Raw genomic sequence first — 16,224 nt, 5'->3', positions numbered from 1 at the left:
CCTACCGATTACGGGCTTGGCGGTGTGATCGATACTGGCGAATTCATCCTCCTTTCCCGATCCCGGTTGGTTTCGGGCCTGAGCGGCCACAGAATTATTGCACGCCGAGGCTGTTCAATTCACCCTTCGCGCCGTCATATTCGATGTATGTCGTGGGGCAGGAGGACAAGGCAGCCTCGAAACGTTGGCGCGCCTCCTGGGTGTTGCCACCCAACAGATACCATTCGCCATTGTAAAATGTGGCTTCGCAACGCTGGTTGCTATCGGCCGCTTTCGCCATCAGTTCATCCGGTTTCAACTCGCCGAGAAAGAGACTGAAAACGGGATAGGGCCACGTTCCCTCGTCCGTTTTACTGGCCGCGATTTTGAGATCGGCGATTGCCTTTGCATCATTGCCCCGGCTTTGAGCCATAAAACGCCAGAGATGATAATAGGGAGCCGTCGGGGGATTCTCGGTTGTCCTAATGGCGAACCCTGTCGCGGCCTGCTCGTACTTACCTGCGAAATAGTTCGCCATGGGGTCATTGACGATGAATTGACGTGTGTTGCTGATCGGCCAAAGCGACGCCGCCGCTATAATAACGAACAGAGTGCTGAAGGCTGTCGCCGCCGCGCCGAAACGAGGCGTCGGGCGTTCTCTCGGCCAGAAAGCCAGCAGCAGCGACGATAGCGCGGCCCCGGTCAAGGCGCCGCCGAAATGTCCGGCATAATCGATGTTCTCACCGCCTCTTGCTGCCGAAAGGAATGGCAGCAGCGAGGGAATGAGAATTTGAGCTGCCCCGATCCGCAGGGTATCTGCAATCGGCCCTGAGCGGAAACGGAAGCTGGCAGCGATCACGGCTGCAAAAAGTCCGACAATCCCGCCGGAGGCGCCGACCCCGATCGTGTTCGGCGCATTGATCCACACCGATGCGACAGATCCGCCAAGGGCACTTGCGAAAAAAATCGCTGCAAACCAGCGCCAGCCGATCAGCCGTTCAAAGAGCCCTCCTGCGAACCATAAGGAAACGCAATTGAACACGAGATGGAGGATACCTCCATGCATGAAAGGTCCGGTAAACAGCCGCCACCATTGACCCTGCTCGACAATGCTTTGACGAAACGTCCCACCGAGGACGAAGAGAGTCCAATTGGTGGGAGTGCCGGCGACGGGCGGCTCGAGACCGAAGGTTAGTTCGCCGACATAGACCGCAATCAGAACGGCAAGAAGAACGTAGGTGAATACCGGATGGCCGCCGCTGTTGATCGCGGGTTCCGGCGCTTCGTCTTCGTCGTCCGGGGCGATCGAGCCAACTTCCTGCATGGTTTGGCGTTCGGCTTCGTAAGCTTCGGACAGCAATTCGACGAACTCATCGAATATCCTGTCCGAATTGCCCCGCAAGAGCTTCAGAGCAACGCCGACCTTGGCGCGTGAACCAACGAACCATTCCGGCAGCCGGCTCGCCAGCCCCCGTCTGACCAAGGTCCCGGCGACAGTGGGATCAAGGTGAAGAACGATGTTATCCGCATACTTGGTCTGGACTCTGCCAAAGCTTTGAATGGCTGACCACGGCAGTATCTGGCCAGGGAAACTCGGCAAACGGATTCCGGCCGTCGACATGACGAGTCCCGGCTCCATAGAGAAGACCTTGGGCAACAGCAGCAATGCTATGATGCCAAAAAACGCTGCGCCCGGCACCACGAAGAACCAAGCCACGCGAGGGTCCTTATCCCTAGGTGGATGGAAGCCTAGCCAGATGATTCCTGCCGTGATGGCAACTATAACCAGGAAGATCAGGAGCAATTTACGTTTGTTGTAGGCATATTCCGATCTGCGCAATTCTTCAGACGTCATCCAAACTTCTCGCTAAAAAAGTATCGACTGCACCTTGTAGACAAGGCGATGACACTGGATCGAATTTATCTACCGGGAATAGCATTTTGCAAGATGGGTTTCGACATCGTCAGCAAAATGAACGCATCATAATTCGATATGAAATACTTCAGGTCATCGTCACCCCAGACCATCAGCAGAGTTGCAAAAAGCAGGCGAGTATCGGAAGCTTATTTCTTGGTTATCAGGCGATGGATTGCGCGACATGACGACAGCCTCATCGAGTGAGCCAACCAGGCACGGCAGCGCCAGGATTTGTCGCGGCTGCTGGGACCAGATGCATGTGCCGATCCCGATCGGCGGTCCGCTTGCCCTGCCCTTCCGCGCCCTCGGCATCACCCGCAGCAAGATGAACCCCGATATCTGCACGATCTGCGAGCGCTCCTTCCAATATGTCAAGAAGCAGCGCCAGATCACTGTCGACGCCACCATCCTGTTTGCCGATATCAGGGGTTTCACGGATCTGTCGGAGCGCATCGAGGCGGTGCAACTGAGCGAGATTGTCAGCCTGTTTCAGGATCGCTGCGCGCAGGCGATCTGGGCGCGTGATGGCATCGTCAACAAGCAGATGGGCGACGGCCTGATGGCGATTTTCAATTTTCCGATCGTCAGAAAGGATCACGCCGGCGCCGCGATCCTGGCCGCGCAGGAGATCCAGCGAAACTGCGCCGCCGCGCTGAGCGGTCTGGTGCTCGAGGCATTGCCCGGCCGCACCCTCGGCGTCGGCGTCGGCATCCATTCCGGTGAGGTCCAGATCGGCGAATTCTCAAGCTTCCGCAGCGATTTCACCGCCATCGGCGGCGTCGTCAACCAGGCCGCAAGGCTCGAATCCCAGGCCGCCGCCGGCGAGATCCTGATCTCGGCCGAAACGGCGGCGAAGGCTGCCGCGCTTGTTGCCGGAGCAGAAGAGCGCACGCTCACGCTCAAGGGCATCGAGCAGCCGGTGCAGGCGCGTGTGTTGATCAAACGCTGAGCGATTGCGACCACGCCACGATCTCTTCGAAGCGGATGCCGGCCGCGTGAAGACTGAATGTAGCCGGCGTCTCTCCTCCTATACTGGAGGGTTCACAACCGCGGCTTCGGCACCGTCTTCATCATCATTGATCGTAACGCCGGCTTCCAACGCCGCCAGGATGAAAGCCTGCCGCACCGTCTCGGCCGGCATCCGTCCGGCAAGCCAGGCGCGGCAGAAATCGATCGCCCTTTGCTGGTGGACGCCGCCATTGACCGGCCAGTCCGAGACGAGCGCATAGAGCGCATCCTGCGGTGAGCGGAGAACCAGGCGTTCGCCGGTATCAAGGTCGATCGAGATCGTTTGTTTCCAGAAGGCGGAATGGTCGCTAATGGCAGTAGTACCCAGAGGTGAAGTGACTGGAAACTAACTGCGGAAGGCCGATTTCGGTTCCGATAAGAGGGTCGGACGATCGCCGCGCGGCATTGCACGAATGCCGTCGGTCTTTGGGCGAAGAAACGACGGACGCAAATGGATATTGAAATCGGGATCGCCGACCAATGCCTCATTTTTGGCCGGGCCGATCTCGATGGTTGCGGCCCCGGCTGTCAACCTGGCAGCTTGCAGCCCTTGCTCATTCCAGCGGACTGCATGGCGGAAACCTTGCCTTTGGACGCGGCAATTTCCCCTTCCTTGTCTCCCCCGGCGACGCTGCCGATGGGGACGCCGACGAGGAAGACACCGAAAGCATCGCCGTTCGCTGCACTGATCTGCTGCTTGGAAAGGTCGTCGAGCTTGGCCTTCTCTTTCTTGAGTTCCACGGCGAGCGCCGCGCAACTGAGGTTCGTATAGGCAGCCATCGGAATATCGACTTGAACGATAGCGTCAGGACGTTTGGCGCAGCCGGCCACTGCCGCGGCCGCCGCGAATGCAATGATTATCTTGTTCATGAATGGTCCCCAATTCCCGCAGCAGCTGTAACATCGGCGCGCGCAATGCGGGAGGCAGCAGAGCCTTCAACCACAGACTTTTATTTATCGACACTTTCCATTTCGGCTTGGCATTGCTGGCGATGCCCCCCATTGATATCCGGAGTTTGCATGATAGCCGGCACGCCTACCGCCCCGTTAGTTTCCGCGCTTGACCTCCGCGCACGGCCTCTACCTAAAAGCCCGACTGCTATGCAGAGGAGGCTCCGGTGTCGGTACCCATTGAGGACTACGCGCTCATCGGCGATTGCGAAACCGCCGCACTCGTCTCGAAGAACGGCTCGATCGACTGGCTCTGTTTTCCGCGCTTCGATTCCCCCGCCTGTTTTGCCGCCCTGCTCGGCGCCGAGGATAACGGCTTCTGGTCGCTGTCACCGTCAGGTGAAATTGTCCGCGTCACGCGCCGCTACCGCAACGATACGCTCATTCTCGAAACCGAGTTTCAGACCGAGACCGGCACCGCCGTTCTCATCGACTTCATGCCGCTTCGCGATGGCACGAGCGATCTGATGCGCATCGTCGAGGGCAAGAGCGGCACTGTCGCCTTCGATATGGAGCTCAACCTTCGCTTCGATTACGGCCGAACCGTTCCCTGGGTCACGCATGGCGAGGATGGCGGCATCACCGCCATTGCCGGCCCGGACAGGCTAACCCTGAATTGCGCCGTCCCGCTCGAAGGCCGCGGCCTGAGCACGGTCGGCTCCTTCCAGCTTGCCGCTGGCGAGAGCCAGATCTTCACCCTGACCTGGTCACCCTCGCATATGCCGCAGCCGGCTCAGCGGCAGGTGGAATATGCGCTGCCGGACACGGAGGAATTCTGGCAATCCTTTGCCGCGACCTGCCCGAAAGTGGGCGGGTGGACGGAACAGGTCAAACGCTCGCTCATCACGCTCAAGGCACTGACCTACATGCCGACGGGCGGCATCGTCGCCGCAGCGACAACCTCCCTGCCGGAAAAGGTTGGCGGGCCGCGCAACTGGGACTACCGCTATTGCTGGCTGCGCGACGCGACGCTGACCCTGCTCGCCCTGATGAAACTCGGCTATTACGAAGAAGCCAGTGCCTGGCGCAACTGGCTGCTGCGCGCGGTCGCCGGCGCCCCGGCGCAGATGCAGATCATGTATGGCGTCGCCGGCGAGCGCAATCTGCTGGAATGGCAGGTTCCCTGGCTGAGTGGCTACGAGGGCTCGACACCCGTACGCATCGGAAATGCCGCTGCCGAACAGGTGCAGCTCGATGTCTATGGCGAGGTGGCCGACGCCATGCTGCAGGCCCGCAAGGGTGGGCTTCCGCCGCATCACCGCGGACGCGAACTGGCGGCGGCCATTCTGCCCTTTCTCGAAAAAATCTGGATGGAGCCCGATGAAGGCATCTGGGAGGTGCGCGGCCAGCGCCAGCATTTCACCTATTCGAAGGTCATGGCCTGGGTGGCTTTCGACCGCGCCGTCCAGATTGCCGAGGCGGACGGCGAGCCCGAGGCCGCCGCACGTTGGCGCACGCTCGCAAATCACATCCATGCCGAGGTTTGCGAGAAAGCTTTCGATCCCGAACTCGGCTGTTTCGTGCAGGCCTACGGCTCCAAGGCGCTTGATGCCAGCCTGCTGCATCTCGGCATGGTCGGCTTCATCCCGCCTGATGATCCGCGCTATGTCGCGACAGTCGAGGCGATCGAGCGCAGGCTGCTGCGTGATGGCCTGCTGCTGCGCTACGAGACGCAGGAGGTGGACGACGGCCTGCCGCCAGGCGAAGGCGCGTTCCTCGCCTGCAGCTTCTGGCTCGTCGACGCCCTCGGCATGATCGGCCGCCGCGACGATGCGCTGCGCCTGTTCGAGCGGCTGCTTTCTATCTGCAACGATGTCGGGCTTCTGGCGGAAGAATATGATCCCGCCGCCCGCCGCATGCTGGGCAACTTCCCGCAGGCCTTCAGCCATGTCGGGTTGATCAACAGTGCGTTGAACCTCGCGCGGCTGGAGGGGCCGGCGGACCAGCGTTCGGCTTGATTATATGCTCGGCTTGGTTATTGGGAGACCGGCGGGAGAACACCCGCCGCTGCCCAAGGCGAGGTTAGCGCCCTTAAGCGACACCACCCCACTATTCAAAAATCCGAACGATTCATTCGTTTCCCTTTTGTACTCTTTCCCTCTTCACTTTCGCGCTGACTCTCTCCATATTCGCGCCATGGCCAGATCTCCGAAGAAATCCCCCGCCCCGAATGGCTTCGAGGAAGCCCCTCAATCGTCTTTTGAGGGAGCCCCCCTCTCAGGCTCGGTTGCCGATTGGGTGAAGCAGCTGGAGGCCGATGCCGAAACCTCGGGCGTCGAGACGCAGCGCCAGATCGCCTCCAAGGCCGGCAAGCACCGCAAGAAGGTGGAAATCGCCGCCAGGACGAAAACCAGCGACGGCGGCATCAGCGCGTCGAAATCGGCGCGCGGCACCTCCATGGGCGGCTCGACCGACCCGAAGACACGCGCGGCGGCCGGCCTCAATCCCGTCTCCGGCATGGATACGACGCTGGAGGAGGCCTCGTCGCTGCAGGCCGGCACCGCGGTCACCGCCACGGTCGAGGCGCTGTCGGCGCTGATCGAGAGCGGCAATCCGCTGCACAAGAACGGCAAGATCTGGACGCCCCACCGCCCTGCCCGGCCCGACAAATCCGAAGGCGGCATCGCCATCCGCATGCAGTCGGATTACGAGCCGGCCGGCGACCAGCCCACCGCCATCCGCGATCTCGTCGAGGGGTTGGAGAATGGCGACCGCAGCCAGGTGCTGCTCGGCGTCACCGGCTCCGGCAAGACCTTCACCATGGCCAAGGTGATCGAGGCGACGCAGCGCCCGGCCGTCATCCTGGCGCCGAACAAGACCCTGGCCGCCCAGCTCTATTCCGAATTCAAGAATTTCTTCCCCGACAATGCGGTGGAATATTTCGTTTCCTACTATGATTATTACCAGCCGGAAGCCTATGTGCCGCGCTCCGACACCTATATCGAGAAGGAAAGCTCGATCAACGAGCAGATCGACCGCATGCGCCACTCGGCGACGCGCTCGCTGCTCGAACGCGACGACTGCATCATCGTCGCCTCGGTCTCCTGCATCTACGGTATCGGCTCGGTCGAGACCTATACGGCGATGACCTTCCAGATGTCGGTCGGCGACCGGCTCGACCAGCGCCAGTTGCTGGCCGACCTCGTCGCCCAGCAATATAAACGCCGCGACATGGATTTCACCCGTGGATCCTTCCGCGTGCGCGGCGACACGATCGAGCTCTTCCCCGCCCACTTGGAGGATGCCGCCTGGCGCATCTCGATGTTCGGCGACGAGATCGACGCCATCACCGAGTTCGACCCGCTCACCGGCCAGAAGGTCGGCGACCTAAAATCGGTGAAGATCTACGCCAATTCGCACTATGTCACCCCGCGCCCGACGCTGAACGGCGCCATCAAGTCGATCAAGGAGGAGCTCAGGCTTCGCCTCGCCGAGCTGGAGAAGGCCGGCCGCCTGCTGGAGGCCCAGCGCCTGGAGCAGCGCACCCGCTATGATATCGAAATGCTCGAGGCCACCGGCTCCTGCCAGGGTATCGAGAACTATTCGCGTTACCTCACCGGCCGCGACCCCGGCGACCCGCCGCCGACGCTGTTCGAATATATCCCCGACAACGCCCTCGTCTTCATCGACGAAAGCCATGTCACCGTGCCACAGATCGGCGGCATGTACCGGGGCGACTTCAGGCGCAAGGCGACGCTGGCCGAATACGGTTTCCGCCTGCCCTCCTGCATGGACAACCGGCCGCTGCGCTTCGAGGAATGGGACGCCATGCGCCCCGACACCATCGCCGTTTCGGCCACCCCCGGCGGCTGGGAGATGGAACAATCAGGCGGCGTCTTCGCCGAACAGGTGATCCGCCCGACCGGCCTGATCGACCCGCCGGTCGAGGTCCGCTCGGCCCGCAGCCAGGTGGACGACGTGCTCGGCGAGATCCGCGAAACCGCGGCCAAGGGCTACCGCACCCTCTGCACCGTGCTGACCAAGCGCATGGCCGAGGACCTGACCGAATATCTGCATGAGCAGGGCGTGCGCGTGCGCTACATGCACTCCGACATCGACACGCTGGAGCGTATCGAGATCCTCCGCGATCTCCGCCTCGGCGCCTTCGACGTTCTCGTCGGCATCAACCTTTTGCGCGAAGGCCTCGACATTCCCGAATGCGGCTTCGTCGCCATCCTCGACGCCGACAAGGAAGGCTTCCTGCGCTCGGAGACCTCGCTGATCCAGACGATCGGCCGCGCCGCGCGTAATGTCGACGGCAAGGTCATCCTCTATGCCGACCAGGTCACCGGCTCGATGAAACGGGCGATGGAGGAAACCAGCCGCCGCCGCGAAAAGCAGATGGTCTATAACCAGGAACACGGCATCACGCCGGAATCGGTCAAGGCCAGGATCTCCGACATCCTCGACTCCGTCTACGAGCGCGACCACGTCCGCGCCGATATCTCGGGCGCCTCGGGCAAAGGCTTCGCCGATGGCGGCAACCTCGTCGGCAACAACCTCCAGACCCATCTCAACGCGCTCGAAAAGAGCATGCGCGACGCCGCCGCCGACCTCGACTTCGAAAAAGCCGCCCGCCTCCGCGACGAGATCAAACGCCTCAAGGCTGCCGAGCTGGCGATTATGGACGATCCCATGGCGCGCGAGGAGTCGAAGGCGATGGAAGGCGTCAGACGGAACGCCAAAGCGACCCGCGAGTCCCTTCTCCAAGCCGGCGAGAAGGTTCCCGGCAAGGCGGATGAGGCGGCCACCCCCTCCTACTTCTCAAGACCCAGCCTCGACGACATGGGCCCAGGCACCGACACCACCACCCCTCTCTTCCGCAAACCCGCTCTGGATGAGATGGGCCGCGACATCGCCGAACCCACGAAGAAGACCCTCTTCCGCAAGAACGACCTCGATGAAATGACGGTCGGCCGAACGGAAAAGCCGGTCATCGGACAGGTGCCTGAAAAGCCGGAGGCCGCCAAGAGCACGAAGCGGTTTTCACCGTTGCTTGACGCGCAGCCGGAACGCGACGACGTGCGGCCGGTCGTGCGCGGGAAGACGGGCGTGGGGAGCTATGAGGACCCGGGCGAGCAGAAGCGCAAGGGGCGGACGAAGGGGAAGACCGGGCGGCCGGGGCGGTGATTGGTAAGACCAGCTTTTGATCGACGTCGATTGAACAACAGGCGCCTTATGCCCGGAAACTAACCCCCAATTGAAACAGGCTACACAACGTGCCCGCCAAGATCAGAAGCAAAAAACGTGAGATTGGGGAAAAGGAACTTTGTCCATGCGGATCGGGAATAAAATATAAATATTGCCACAAGAAGACAACAAAGAAATACTTCGAGTTCGACAATGGGGATGTTGTTGCGGAGGTTGCAATACCCCAGGAACTCGTTAATCAGCTTGAAGAGAGTCGTAAGGAATTCAAAAATATATTTGGTCGCAGTCCATATAAATCCGACCCAGTGTTCTGGAATAGGGCTGAACTAAAAGAAAACACAATATTAAAACGCACTAAAAAAGTAATGAGAGCCGCAAAAGTACCGGAAGAACTCATTTTCGCTTACGAAAAACCGGGCTCATCATTGCGAGCGACTCCCCAGCAACGTCTCGCGCAGAGAGAGAAGAGTTCCGGAGCGCAGTTAAGGAGTACTTTCAGCTAAAGGAAGACAACAGCGATCCTTTCTATATATTCACGTACCTCGATTCACCACAGTATTATTCCTTTTTAAGAATAAAGAAAATTTTGAGTGAGATATCTATAGTATATAACCTGTCTGTAAATTACACAATAAATTCAATAAAAATTGAGAATGAATTTGATAGGAAGATCTACATTCTTTCGAGCTTCAGATCCGCACTCCAGTCGATTGAATTTATTGCAGAAACGATCAATGATCTGTACCGTGACGAATGCCTTATAATTTCGCGCGCAATTGTTGAACATTATCTTAGAATAAAGTCTCTGCGGCTGGAAAGCCTTGATAATAAAGTTGTTTTATATGAAGCACTCGCATCGCGAGGCCTGTGGGGTATGCAACCCGCCCCAACGGGAAGACAGACTACAGCAAAGTCATTTCCGAACAAGGACAACTTATTGATATTGCTTATACGTACAGGTCATTGGCAAAACAGACTGGAGATCCAAAAGATATTTTCCTCTACGAATATATTTACAGAGCTTTGTCTAATTTTGTTCACAGAGATGCCTCTGACCGTATTATTACGGCAATGAGAAAAAGTGATTTGAGGTTTGTAATTACAGACGTAGATGACGATGAGATTTCCGGAACATACATATGCGCCAAAATTATATTGTATTATTTGCAGGAATTCCTCAAAAACGATTGGATTAATAAGAAAACGATAAAAGACATTAAGCGCAAGCTAGGTGAATTATCTCCTCACCTTGATCTCCTAGAGACTAACCCTGAGATCGCGGAATTGGGATTTTAGACTGCTCAGCTTGACGGAGCTTGACGAGCGCCAACTATCGGCCAAGCCCGAGGCTCAAGAAGGCGCGAAACACTCTCGCAGTTTCAGAATGGTTTTGTGGGACAGGGACCAATGCCAGAACTCCGCATCGACCCCTTCCCCTCCGCTGGCGAGCTCAACGCCCTCTGGTCCGCCGCCTGGGGCGCCCCTGCCCCGCGCGACTTCTCCCCCATCCTTTCCCGCAGCCTCGCCCATATCGGCGCCTACCACGACAACCAACTCATCGGCTTTATCAACGTCGCCTGGGACGGCGGCATCCATGCCTTCATCCTCGATACATCGGTGCATCCCGACATGCAGCGGCAGGGAATCGCCACGCGGCTGGTCAGGGAAGCGACGCGGGTTGCGAGGGACCGGGGCGCCGAGTGGCTGCATGTCGATTTCGAGCCGCACCTGACCGGCTTCTACCACGCCTGCGGATTTGCCCCGACCGAGGCGGGCCTCATCAAGCTCGTGTGAGGCCTCCCGCGCGGGAAGCCGGAACAAGTCGAAGCCAACACCAACCTGCGATAGTGGCGCGAATGGTCGCGCGGCGCAGCATTATCGAAGAACCCGCTGAAAACACAATTTTCGCGAGAGCATTGCAACCGAAAATGAAAGATAATACTATTTACGAAACCAAATTATGTCTTTGAGTTCTCAAATTAAAATTCCTTTCCACAGTATTTCATCCCTTAGTTTTTCATTAAAAAAGCAATGAAAAGACACAATTTTGCATTGAAAACTTAATCGGGGATTGGCATAGATCCCCGAGGGGTTGTCGTCCGCTGAGCAATAAAACAGTTCTTTCGCGGATGTCTCATATTGCCGAGTACAAAGCATCTTTTGGGGAAAGATATATATGGCCTTGAATATTCTGGACACGAACGGCGCCACAGTTACCAAGACCGGCGCTGAGTTCGAAGCTTACGATGTCATCCGCGACTCTGAAACCAGCCCTTCCGCACCTGTCTCCCTCACTGTTTCCGATTCCTCGGCGGCAGATCTGGCCGACGAGTTGGGCTTGGTATCGGCGAACGTGACGGTATCGAGCGGCGGCAGCACGGTCACGACGGGCGCCGGCAACGATGCGATTTCGGGCGGCGACGGCGCAGACACGCTGAGCGGCGGCGGCGGTGACGATACGATCTACGGCAATGCCGGCAACGACAAACTGATCGGCGGTGACGGCAACGACAGGATCACTGATGGTGGTTTTGGCTTTGTGTCCGGACCTGATGGCAGCCTCCAGCCAGAAATCGTCGACATTGACGGCGGCGACGGCGACGATTTGATAACCATTGAGAGATTCGCTCCACTGATATCGGGAACGATCGATGGCGGTGCCGGGATCGATACGTTGCGTGCCTCGGCGCTCCGGGGCCTGACGATCAAGAACGTCGAAGTGCTTGAACTCGCCGATTTCCAGGTGAGCGGTTCGAGTTCACAGTTCGAAAGCTTCGACAAGATCGCCAGATCAACCGATCCGGTCTTTAATTTTGATCCCTCACTGATAGTGACGGATAGCGCCCACCTCGATCTTTCCGACGAACTGGGAGATCTCGGGACCCTTGTCCGCGGCTTCTCCGGCATTGACGTCAAAACCGGCGACGGCAATGATGAGTTTGCGGGCAGTGACGTCAACGACATTTTCGACGGCAGCGCTGGCAGCGACCTCATCAATGGCAACGACGGCAATGACAAATTGACCGGCGGCGACGGCAACGACACCATCAATGGTGGCTCCGGCATCGACACGGCGGCATTCGCCGGCAATTTTGCCGAATATTCCTTCGCGATCGACAATGGCAGCCGTGTCGTGACGAGCGCGCTGGAAGGCACGGACAGGCTGACAGACGTCGAATTCGCGCGCTTTGCCGATGGCGTTTATGACTTCGCGACGGAAACCTTCACGCTCAACAGCACCGAGCCGGGTACTCCGCTGAATATCCTGGACACGAACGGTGCCACGATTACCAAGACCGGCGCTGAGTTCGAAGCGTACGACGTCATCCGCGACTCCGAGATCAACCCTCTCGTCGCGGTCAATCTGGTCATCTCGGATTCCGGCGCGGTGGACCTTGCCGACGAACTGGGCTCCGGCTCCGCAAATGTGACCGGCTCGAGCGACGACAATGCGATCACGACAGGCGCAGGCAACGATAACATCAATGGCGGTGACGGCGCGGACACGCTGAACGGCGGCGCCGGAAACGATCTGATCCAGGGCGGAGCCGGCAATGACACGCTGAATGGCGGTGACGGCAACGACCACATATCCGGCGACCTTGGAAACGACATCATCAGAGGCGGCGCGGGTAACGATACGATCTCCGATGGTGAGCTTTTTGGCCTTGCCTCTGAAGTGGTTGATATCGATGCGGGCGATGGTAACGATGCCATAACTCTTGAGACATTCGCTCCAATGAATTCCGGAACGATCGATGGCGGTGCCGGGATCGATACGCTGCAGATAAGCTCGCTCCAGGGCCTGACGATCAAGAACATGGAGGTCCTTGAAACGGCAGGAGTGGCGGTTGCCGGTTCAAGCGCGCAGTTCGAAAGCTTCGACAAAATCGTCTGGTCGACCGATCCGTTCGGCGATTTTCGCGCCTCAGTGGCACTGACGGACAGCGCCCACCTCGATCTCTCCGACGAACTGGGAGATCTCGGATCTTTCATCGCCGGCCATGCCCTTGGCATCGACGTCAAGACCGGCAACGGCGACGACGAGTTCACAGGCACTGACGGCAACGACATTTTCGACGGCAGCGCCGGCAACGACATCATCAATGGCAACGCCGGCAATGACAAATTGACCGGTGGCGCCGGCGACGACACCATCAATGGCGGCGACGGCATCGATACGGCAATCTTCTCCGGCAATTTCGCCAATTATTCCTTCGCATTGAATAATGGCGATCACATCCTGACGAGCGCTGGGGAAGGGACGGATACGCTGACAGACGTCGAATTGGCGCGCTTTGCCGACGGCGTCTACGATTTCGCCACGGAAACTTTTACGCCGAAGGGCAATGCCGCGCCGACCAATATCCAGCTTTCGAAGACCGCCCTCTCCGAGGACACGCCGATCTGGACCACGGTCGGCCTGCTCAGCGCCAAAGACGCCGATGGCGACGCCCTCACCTATACGCTGATTGACGGGGCGAATGATCACTTCCGGATAAAGGGCAACCGCATCGTTACCTCTAAGGAATTCGACTACGAGACCGACAAGTCGCACACGATCAAGGTGGCAGTTTCGGACGGCAAGGTCACCGTGGAGAAGGACATCACGATCAACGTCCTCGACGTCAACGAAGCCCCTGTCAACAAGGCGCCGACCAATCTCGCCTTCTCGCGCAGCTCCGTCTCCGAAAACATCGCGATCGGCACCTCGGTCGGCCTTCTCTCGGCGGTCGATCCGGAAGGCGGCACGGTGAAATGGCGGCTGACGGACGATGCTGACGGCATCTTCAAACTCGTCGGCAACAAGATCCAGACGAAGGCTGCAATCGACTACGAAAGCACCCACAGCCTAACCTTCACCGCCGAAGCCTACGACGCGGCCGGAAACGTCACCAGCCACGATTTCACGCTCGCCGTGAAGGACGTCTTCGAGCCGTCGTTTGCGCTGTCGCATGAGGCATTGATCTAGCAGCGACAGAATTGCCGGGCACCGAGGTGGGACTTGCAGTCGTGCAAGTCCCACCGATGGGTGGCCGCGCGAAATCAGGCACGCATCAGTCAAACCGCTCGTCGATATGCTCCACCTGAGCGGAAATCACATTGTCGATAACGACATGCAACAGCAGCGTCGGGCCGACGGCCCATAGCTCGCGCATGTGGTCTGTATCCTCGTGCCGGCGATGCGCTTCCTCGCTGGTGAAGGCCTCGGCCAACAGAATTTTGTCGGGATGCTCGGGCATCGGCACCAGCTCGATATAGAGACAATCCGGGTCGAGCCGGCTCTGTTCGAGATGGTTCTGCGCCGCGGCCAGATAGGCATGGCGCTTTCCAGGCTTGGTCATGAAGAATCCGACGATGCATTTCATCTCACCCTCCCCAGCTTGATTTGGAAGTCTCGCCCGGGCGCCTGTCACAAACAAGCGTGGGGCGTGGTCATTGAAACGGGGCCGATGACCACGGCAGATCCTGACAACCCGCCCCTAAAATGCCGCTCCACCTCGGCGCCCGATTCCGCTATGATTCACCGCTCATCGAGGAGAGCCCGCATGCGCCTGCCCACATTCATCCTCGCCCTCGCCGTGTCGGCGGTCGCAGCCTTGCCGGCATCGGCGCAGACCTACAAGACGCCGAAGGCGCTGCTCAAGGCGCTCTATAGCTACGACACCGATAACAGCGACGCCGAGGCGCCCTCACCCTATTCGACTTTCTTCTCCGATCACCTGAATGAACTCCTTCAGACCGATCTCGACAACACACCGGAGGGCGATGTCGGCGCAATCGACTTCGATCCCGTGATCGCGGGTCAGGACGGCGCGGCGAGCGACGTCAGGATCGGCCAACCGATCCTGCTGGATGACAAGGCCGAGGTAGAGGTGCAGTTCGAAAACGGCGAAGAGGTGACGCTCTTCTATACTCTGGTGCGCGAACACGGCGGCTGGAAGGTCGACGACATTGCGAACCAAAAAGGGGATAATCCGTGGAGCCTGAGCGCGTTGCTGCGTGATGCGCAGTAAGTGGACGGCATCGAGGGATCTCGCCCGTGATGAGGATGGAGCGGAGAGAGCCCTCATAGTGAGGAGGCCAAGGGGCCGTCTCGAACCACGAGGGCGGGCGTTGAAGCTCCTCCCACCTGGAGTTCCACAAAGCCCCGCGTGAATCGAAGGCAAGAGCGCCGGTGGCCGCCCCGTCCTTCGAGGCTTCAGCCTTCGGCTTCCGCACCTCAGGATGAGGCCGGAGCAAAGACGGCGCGAGGAACACCGGAGAGCAGACTCTGCTGTCCTCCTCACCATAAGGGCCGATCGGTGCCCTGCTGTCCCTGCCCGGCTATCGAATCCGCCCGTCATCCCGTTTCGGCACGGAATCCCGATATGGCACAGGCGTGCAAGAATCCGTTAACCCATCGTCAAGTATCTGAATCTTCGGCATTTCCCGGTATCGATGCGGGCATGCCACAATAATCCCGCTTGCTTTTTGCCCGAAATGCTGGCACGAATTGACTTACTCGGGCATTTGCATGCCGGTGACTGGACTGATGTGGTAATCCCTTCCGTTTGGAAGGCGGCGCGGGACTACCCGCCTACGTAGACGTTCTTTCCCCGTACGTGACTTCTCCGACTGACCCTTCGTCCCAATCGATCGGGGCGAAAGCTAAAGCCGTCCGCTTCCTCTCGGGGGCGCGGATACTACACAGACTAAGGGAAAAGGACGATCCCAATGGCCACCAAGGGCACCGTAAAATTCTTCAACCAGGACAAGGGTTTTGGTTTCATCACGCCGGACGGCGGCGCAAAGGACGTTTTCGTCCATATCTCTGCGCTGCAGGCTTCTGGCATCCAGTCGCTGCGCGAAGGCCAGCAGGTTACCTTCGACACCGAGCCGGACCGCATGGGCAAGGGCCCGAAGGCTGTCAACATCTCGGCTTCGTAAGTCAGACATCGCTTCGGCGGCATGAACGGCGCTCTGCAAGGGGCGCCGTTTCTGTTTGCGGCGCGGCCGTCATTTGTCGATCATGCCGGCAAGTGTTATATGCGCGCTTTATGGATGATCCCGCCCCTGCGGTGGTGCGCCGCCGCATTGCGGCCCCAGAGAACAACGAACAATGGAACGTCGATGACGCAGAAGAGGCCGATTTTTGCGGTCGCCCCGATGATCGACTGGACGTAAATCCAAAAATCTGCAATGATTACAGCGGCTGAAAACGCCTTGTAGCATTT

At 58.9% G+C, this 16,224-nt stretch carries 14 protein-coding genes; 9 read left to right on the top strand and 5 right to left on the bottom strand.

Annotation, left to right across the window (positions count from 1 at the left end):
• Positions 1–94: 94 nt before the first annotated feature.
• On the bottom strand, positions 95–1,834 hold the full coding sequence (locus G9X67_RS09915) for a rhomboid family intramembrane serine protease (protein ID WP_171598606.1): 1,740 nt from the start codon (positions 1,832–1,834) through the stop codon (positions 95–97).
• 244 nt (positions 1,835–2,078) lie between these two features.
• Between G9X67_RS09915 and G9X67_RS09910 the strand changes: the two genes are divergently transcribed.
• A complete protein-coding gene (locus G9X67_RS09910) occupies positions 2,079–2,846 on the top strand; it encodes an adenylate/guanylate cyclase domain-containing protein (RefSeq protein ID WP_171598605.1) in 768 nt (255 codons plus the stop codon).
• A 78-nt stretch (positions 2,847–2,924) separates the two neighbouring features.
• On the opposite strand, the gene G9X67_RS09905 is transcribed toward G9X67_RS09910, so the two are convergent.
• The gene (locus G9X67_RS09905) at positions 2,925–3,155 is read right to left on the bottom strand and encodes a DUF982 domain-containing protein (protein ID WP_246697166.1); all 231 of its coding nucleotides are present in this window, start codon (positions 3,153–3,155) and stop codon (positions 2,925–2,927) included.
• A 278-nt stretch (positions 3,156–3,433) separates the two neighbouring features.
• Positions 3,434–3,775, bottom strand: a complete 342-nt coding sequence (locus G9X67_RS09900; RefSeq protein WP_130677824.1) for a hypothetical protein — start codon at positions 3,773–3,775, stop codon at positions 3,434–3,436.
• 248 nt (positions 3,776–4,023) lie between these two features.
• Here G9X67_RS09900 and G9X67_RS09895 point away from each other — a divergent pair, with 248 nt between their 5' ends.
• From G9X67_RS09895 to G9X67_RS09870, 6 genes are all read left to right on the top strand, one after another.
• Positions 4,024–5,814: a glycoside hydrolase family 15 protein gene (locus G9X67_RS09895; protein ID WP_171598604.1), complete on the top strand. Its 1,791-nt coding sequence runs from the start codon at positions 4,024–4,026 to the stop codon at positions 5,812–5,814.
• 178 nt (positions 5,815–5,992) lie between these two features.
• Positions 5,993–8,986 (top strand): excinuclease ABC subunit UvrB, encoded by a 2,994-nt coding sequence (uvrB, locus tag G9X67_RS09890; protein ID WP_171598603.1) that lies wholly within the window; start codon positions 5,993–5,995, stop codon positions 8,984–8,986.
• A gap of 89 nt (positions 8,987–9,075) precedes the next feature.
• Complete coding sequence (locus tag G9X67_RS09885; protein WP_171598602.1) at positions 9,076–9,510, top strand: SEC-C domain-containing protein; 435 nt, start codon at positions 9,076–9,078, stop codon at positions 9,508–9,510.
• A 364-nt stretch (positions 9,511–9,874) separates the two neighbouring features.
• Positions 9,875–10,303 carry a hypothetical protein gene (locus tag G9X67_RS09880; RefSeq protein ID WP_171598601.1) on the top strand — a complete coding sequence of 143 codons (429 nt, stop codon included), beginning with the start codon at positions 9,875–9,877 and terminating at the stop codon, positions 10,301–10,303.
• 111 nt (positions 10,304–10,414) lie between these two features.
• On the top strand, positions 10,415–10,801 hold the full coding sequence (locus G9X67_RS09875; protein ID WP_138329033.1) for a GNAT family N-acetyltransferase: 387 nt from the start codon (positions 10,415–10,417) through the stop codon (positions 10,799–10,801).
• Between the two features lie 382 nt (positions 10,802–11,183).
• The gene (locus tag G9X67_RS09870; protein WP_171598600.1) at positions 11,184–13,979 is read left to right on the top strand and encodes a metal-binding protein; all 2,796 of its coding nucleotides are present in this window, start codon (positions 11,184–11,186) and stop codon (positions 13,977–13,979) included.
• Between the two features lie 85 nt (positions 13,980–14,064).
• On the opposite strand, the gene G9X67_RS09865 is transcribed toward G9X67_RS09870, so the two are convergent.
• Positions 14,065–14,376, bottom strand: a complete 312-nt coding sequence (locus tag G9X67_RS09865) for an antibiotic biosynthesis monooxygenase family protein (RefSeq protein WP_171598599.1) — start codon at positions 14,374–14,376, stop codon at positions 14,065–14,067.
• 180 nt (positions 14,377–14,556) lie between these two features.
• Between G9X67_RS09865 and G9X67_RS09860 the strand changes: the two genes are divergently transcribed.
• Together G9X67_RS09860 and G9X67_RS09855 are read left to right on the top strand one after the other, a co-directional pair.
• Positions 14,557–15,024, top strand: coding sequence for a DUF3828 domain-containing protein (locus G9X67_RS09860; RefSeq protein WP_171598598.1), 468 nt, complete (start codon positions 14,557–14,559; stop codon positions 15,022–15,024).
• A gap of 700 nt (positions 15,025–15,724) precedes the next feature.
• Positions 15,725–15,937: a cold-shock protein gene (locus tag G9X67_RS09855; RefSeq protein ID WP_003540801.1), complete on the top strand. Its 213-nt coding sequence runs from the start codon at positions 15,725–15,727 to the stop codon at positions 15,935–15,937.
• Positions 15,938–16,032: 95 nt separating this feature from the next.
• Here G9X67_RS09855 and G9X67_RS34705 read toward each other — a convergent pair.
• Positions 16,033–16,224, bottom strand: a 192-nt coding sequence (locus G9X67_RS34705) for a hypothetical protein (protein WP_210258845.1), incomplete at its 5' end; no start/stop codon positions are given.

Source organism: Rhizobium sp. WYCCWR 11152, from assembly GCF_013087615.1.
Lineage (GTDB): Bacteria > Pseudomonadota > Alphaproteobacteria > Rhizobiales > Rhizobiaceae > Rhizobium > Rhizobium indicum.
Note: the sequence above shows the minus strand (reverse complement) of the source record. Positions and strands in the feature narration are given on the sequence as shown.